4 protein-coding genes are annotated in these 5,058 nt (G+C 59.3%); 2 read left to right on the forward strand and 2 right to left on the reverse strand.

Features of this window, described 5'->3' with window-relative positions; translation table 11 throughout:
* Window positions 1-119: 119 nt before the first annotated feature.
* Both htpG and B5D49_RS14505 read right to left on the reverse strand, forming a co-directional pair.
* Window positions 120-2,051 (reverse strand): molecular chaperone HtpG, encoded by a 1,932-nt coding sequence (htpG, locus tag B5D49_RS14500; protein WP_078718439.1) that lies wholly within the window; start codon window positions 2,049-2,051, stop codon window positions 120-122.
* 137 nt (window positions 2,052-2,188) lie between these two features.
* Window positions 2,189-2,848, reverse strand: a complete 660-nt coding sequence (locus B5D49_RS14505; RefSeq protein WP_078718440.1) for a MerR family transcriptional regulator — start codon at window positions 2,846-2,848, stop codon at window positions 2,189-2,191.
* A gap of 323 nt (window positions 2,849-3,171) precedes the next feature.
* Between B5D49_RS14505 and B5D49_RS14510 the strand changes: the two genes are divergently transcribed.
* Both B5D49_RS14510 and ald read left to right on the forward strand, forming a co-directional pair.
* The gene (locus B5D49_RS14510) at window positions 3,172-3,693 is read left to right on the forward strand and encodes an Lrp/AsnC family transcriptional regulator (protein WP_078718441.1); all 522 of its coding nucleotides are present in this window, start codon (window positions 3,172-3,174) and stop codon (window positions 3,691-3,693) included.
* Window positions 3,693-4,799, forward strand: a complete 1,107-nt coding sequence (ald, locus tag B5D49_RS14515) for an alanine dehydrogenase (RefSeq protein ID WP_078718442.1) — start codon at window positions 3,693-3,695, stop codon at window positions 4,797-4,799. Before B5D49_RS14510 ends, ald begins: the two co-directional genes overlap by 1 nt.
* Window positions 4,800-5,058 lie beyond the last annotated feature (259 nt).

Below are 5,058 nucleotides of genomic sequence, written 5' to 3' on the forward strand. Positions count from 1 at the left end.
TACCCGCGACAGGCCGCAGGCCTGGAGCCGATAAAAGTTTTTGGAAAGGGGGTCCAGGGGGAAGAACCTTTCTTCAGAAAGGTTTTCCCCCTGGTCGCCGAAGGCATGTTTTTTCGCGGCTACTCTTCGACTTTTTCTTTGGTCTGCACGTACCAGCCGCTGGCATCCGCGAGCAGGTTCTGAATGCGTCCCACCAGGGCGTGCGGATCATTCAGGTATCCTTCAAGCAGCAGGGCCGACTCATAGAGTTGTTCCGCGGCCTGTTCGATGAACGGATCCTTGCGGTCCTTTTTATAGATTTCGATCATGTTCCGCAGCAGCGGGTGGTCCGGGTTCACTTCCAACGCCTTTTGCGGCACGGAGGTATCCTTGCTCATGACGCGCATGATCTTGTCCATGGAGCTGGTGACCTGTCCATCGGGATTCACGAGGCAGACCGGGCTGTCGGACAGGCGTTTGGAGGCGCGCACGTCGGTGACGCGGTCACCGAGGGCATCCTTGATGCGTCCCAGCACGCCGGGCAAGGCGGCCTCCTGTTCGGGATTGAGTTTTTCGGCCTTGGGCGCGTCCTCGGCATCGTCGAACTGCTCCAGAGTGGCGGCATCGGCGTGTTCCGCGGAAACCAGCGTGAATTCCTTGTATTCCCGGATGGAATCCATGATGAATTCGTCGATGGGTTCGTACAGGTAGAGCACCTCGATGCCTTTTTTGCGGAAGATCTCCGCATGGGGCGACAGTTTGCAGGCCTCCCGGCTGGGACCGTAGAGATAGTAGATCTCTTTTTGCCCTTCTTTGGCGCGTTCCACATACCCGTCCAGCCCGGTGAGCTGCAGGTGGTCGTCATGCGTCGAGGAGTTGAAGCGCACCAGTTTGGCGAACCGTTCACGGTTGGCAAAGTCCTGGTAACCGGCCTTGAATATCTCGCTGTGCGCGTCCCAGAACTGGAAGTATTTTTCCTCGTCCTTTTCGGCCATTTTTTCTAATTCGCCGAGAACGTGCTTGACCAGGGTGGAGCGGATTTTCCCGAGCAGGAGATTATCCTGCAGGGTTTCGCGGGAGATGTTCAGCGGCAGGTCTTCCGTATCCACCACTCCCTTGATGAAGCTGAGATACTCGGGCAGCAGGTCTTTGTTCTGTCGCTGGATGAGCACGCGGCGCACATAGAGGTCCAGCCCCCAGTTGTCCCGCTCCAGGGGCAGGAACCCGTTGCCGGTCGGGGGGATGAAGACCAAGGCATTGAACTGCACGGGCGCGTCCACGGCCTGATGCACCACGGCGATGGGTTCGGCCTGGTCATAGGTCAGGAAGGTGTAGAATTCCTTGTATTGCTCGGGCTTGATCTGGAATTTGGGTTCACGCCAGAGTGCGGGGACGGTATTCACGCGCTCGTCGTCCACGTAGATGGGATAGCGCACGAAGTTGGAATGGGTCTTGATGATCCGCTTCAAGGTTTCGGGATCAGTGAACTGATCGGCCAGGTCCGGATTGAGACGGATTTCAATGTGGGTGCCACGCTCGGGGGCGTTTGCCGCATCCGCGTCAGCGAGTTCGTCGATGACGTAGGCGCCTTTGCCGTCCGAGGTCCAGCTCAGGGCCGGGCCGCCCTGATGGGAGCGGGTGGTCAGCACCACTTCGTCGGCCACCATGTACACGGAATAAAAGCCCACGCCAAAGCGTCCGATGAGGTCGGCCACGGCGTTTTCATCTTTTTCCTTGGCCTCGGTCAATTCCTTCATGAACGCGGCCGAACCGGAATGGGCGATGGTGCCGATGTTTTCCACCAGCTCCTCGCGGGTCATGCCCACGCCCGTGTCCTCGATGAACAGTTTTTTGGCTTCCTTGTCGGCGTGGATGCGGATTTCAAGGTCCGGTCCGTCCTCTTCGGCCTGGGCCGTGTGTCCGGTGGCGTGGCGGTATTTGTCCAGCGCGTCGGACGCGTTGGAAACCAGCTCGCGCAGAAAGATGTCCTTGTTGGTGTAGAGCGAATGAACCAGGATGTTCAAAAGCTGCTGGATTTCAGCTTTGAACTCGTAGGTGTCCTTGGATGCCATGCTCGTGCCTCCTTGCTGCGGGCGCGTCTTGGGACGGACGCCCGGGATGTTTTTGGGAAGCCGGGGCGATCCCGAGCCGCGCGCGGCAAGGCGCTGACGACGGAGAAAAGGAAAAGGGGGATTCCCGCGACTGCGGGTCAGGTAGTCACTTTCCGTATCTTGTCAAGAAGATACTTCTCCAGTTCCCGGCGATCCTTGCGCAGGCGCACGAGTTCGGATTCCATAACCTGGAGTTTTTCGCGCAGTTCACGGTTTTCCTCGCGCAATTCGTCCAGTTCTTCGTGCTGGCCTTCCACCAGTGCGCAGGTGCGGTCCAGCTCGGTGCGGACCATGAGCATGTCTTCCTCGGTCTGGTGCGGATCGTGCCGGGAGCCGCTTTCGCCTGCCTGAGCGTCCGAGGATTGCGGCACGTCACGCAGGGCGTTGCTGATGGATCGACCGATTTCCAGGCCGATGGCCTGGGCCAATTGCGCAATTTGGTCCGGGGAGAAGGATTGTGTGGCGGGGGCGTTGGATGCATAGGCCGAAGCCTCGGCCTGGGGCTGTTCCGCCTGGGGGGTTATGGCGCAGGTACCAGCCAGCTGATCCATGACATCCTTGGCCGTGTACCCTTCCTTGAGCATGCGGGCGATGTCCGCAAAAATTTCCACGGCTTCGGGTTTGAATCGTTTTTGCCGGTTTTGTCCCACGCTGGGCAGGTACTGGGCGAAGCGGTTTTTCCAGTAATGCACAGTGGATTCGGGCACATCGAGCTGCCGCGAAATTTCGGCCACGGAAAGCAGTTTCTTCCTGGTCACGCCCACTCCCTGGAATAATTCAGACTACGTATGAGTCCTAACCGAAAGCCGAAACAGAGACAAGGGGGCTTGGGACTTCTGGTCCCGGTTGTCGGCGGGGAGTGCGCCTGGCGTTTTTTTTATGCGTGTCCGGGAATCATCCAGCCTTGTTTTCGGGTTTTGGCGTTCGGAACATGTCGGTGCGCCAAAGGATGCGTGCTTTTTTCTCAAAAATGCTAATTTCAGCAACAAAAGAAAAAATGGTTGACCACTTTTTTTCACAACGATAGAAATAGGGGCAGTATTTTTCATTTCAAAAAGGATGGACCACCAAGGGAGACGGCATGAAAAAAGTTCCCGACCATCTGGATCTCAAAATCGTGTCCGCCATGTCCGAGGATGGACAAATGCCCGCGGGCCGCGTTGCCGAACGCCTGGGAATCACTGCCCCGACGGTCCGTTCGCGTCTGCGCGGGCTGCTTTCCGCCGGAATGATGCGCGTCGTGGGGGTCGTGGATCCCTACAGCATGGGGGGCATGACCGTGGCCCTGGTGGGCGTTACCCTGCAAAGCCATTCCCAGCTTGGCGAAAAAATGGACCAGATCGCGGCGTTGGACGGCGTGAGCTGGACCGCCGTTGTAACGGGCCGCTACGACATCATCGTGGAGGTCATCCTTTCCGAAGAAATAGGCGACCTCTACCGTTTTTTGGACGAAGACCTCTCCAGCGTGGGCGGCATCGCGTCCAGTGAATCGTTTGTACTCATGAAGGCACGCCGCAAGTGGACGTATCTTCCCAAAACGTTCCGGCGAATGTTTTCCCGCGGCGATGACGCAAAAACCGCCAAAGACGAAAGGAGCGCGTGATGGTTATCGGCATTCCCAAAGAAATCAAGACAATGGAAAACCGCATCGCCATGACGCCCGGCGCCGTGGAAACCTTGGTCCGCCAGGGACACCGGGTGCTGGTGGAGTCCGGAGCAGGACTGGGCAGCGGCTGCACAGATGAGCAGTACACCCAGGCCGGAGCCGAATTGGTTGACGCGCAAAAGGCCTGGAGCGCGGAGATGGTGGTCAAGGTCAAGGAACCCCTGGCCGCGGAATACGGCTATCTGCGCGAAGATTTGCTGCTCTTCACCTACCTGCATCTGGCCGCGGCCCGGGAACTTACCGACGCGCTGCTCGCCGCCGGAACCACGAGCGTGGCCTACGAGACCGTCAAAGGCCGGGACGGCTCCCTGCCCCTGCTCACGCCCATGAGCGAAGTGGCCGGACGCATGGCTACCCAGGTGGGCGCACATTTTCTGGAAAAAGCCCAGGGCGGGCGGGGCGTTCTGCTGGGCGGCGTGCCCGGCGTGAATCCCGGCATGGTCCTGGTTCTCGGCGGCGGCGTGGTCGGGGCCAATGCGGTGCGCATTGCCGTGGGCATGGGCGCCCGGGTCACCGTGATGGACGTGAACCATGCGCGGCTGCAATACATCGACGACATCTACAAAGGCCGGGTCATCACCATGAGTTCCAACGAACCCAACATCCGTGCGGCCGTACAACAGGCCGACCTGGTCGTGGGTTCGGTGCTCATCCCCGGAGCCAAGGCTCCGCATCTGGTTACCCGGGAAATGCTCTCCACCATGAAGGAAGGCTCCGTCATCGTGGACGTGGCCGTGGATCAGGGCGGATGCGTGGAAACCATCCACGCCACTACCCACGACGCGCCCACCTACGAGGTTGACGGTGTGGTTCATTACGGGGTAGCAAATATGCCGGGCGCGGTGCCTCGCACCTCGACCTTTGCCCTTGTCAACCAGACCCTGCCCTACGCGCTGCGCCTCGCCGCCAAGGGCTTGGATGCCCTCCGGGAAGATCCGGGTCTGGCGCTCGGCCTGAATACATACCAAAAGCAGTTGACCTGTCCCGCTGTGGGCGACGCCTTCGGCCTGGACAGTTTAACGCCGGAACAGGCATTGGCTTAAGGGACGGAAACCTACACAAGCCACCCCTCGGCACGCGGCCCGCTGAATTGCCAGCGGGTCGCTTCTTTTTTCAAGGCCTTCGGCGACCAGGGGGAAAACCTTTCTGAAGAAAGGTTCTTCCCCCTGGACCCCCTTTCCAAAGACTTTTATCGGCTCCAGGCCTGCGGCCTGTCGCGGGTAGCCCCCCCTTTCTTACATGACCTATTTGTTTCCCCCTTCCCAAAGCAAAAGAACGGCCGAAGCCGTTCTTTTGCTTTGG

The organism is Paucidesulfovibrio gracilis DSM 16080 (genome assembly GCF_900167125.1).
Taxonomy (GTDB): Bacteria; Desulfobacterota; Desulfovibrionia; order Desulfovibrionales; family Desulfovibrionaceae; genus Paucidesulfovibrio; species Paucidesulfovibrio gracilis.

Bases quoted from the DNA above. Each gene is read 5' to 3' on its own strand.
- htpG (WP_078718439.1), bottom strand. From the start codon at position 2,051: ATGGCATCCAAGGACACCTACGAGTTCAAAGCTGAAATCCAGCAGCTT.
- B5D49_RS14510 (WP_078718441.1), top strand. From the start codon at position 3,172: ATGAAAAAAGTTCCCGACCATCTGGATCTCAAAATCGTGTCCGCCATG.
- ald (WP_078718442.1), top strand. From the start codon at position 3,693: ATGGTTATCGGCATTCCCAAAGAAATCAAGACAATGGAAAACCGCATC.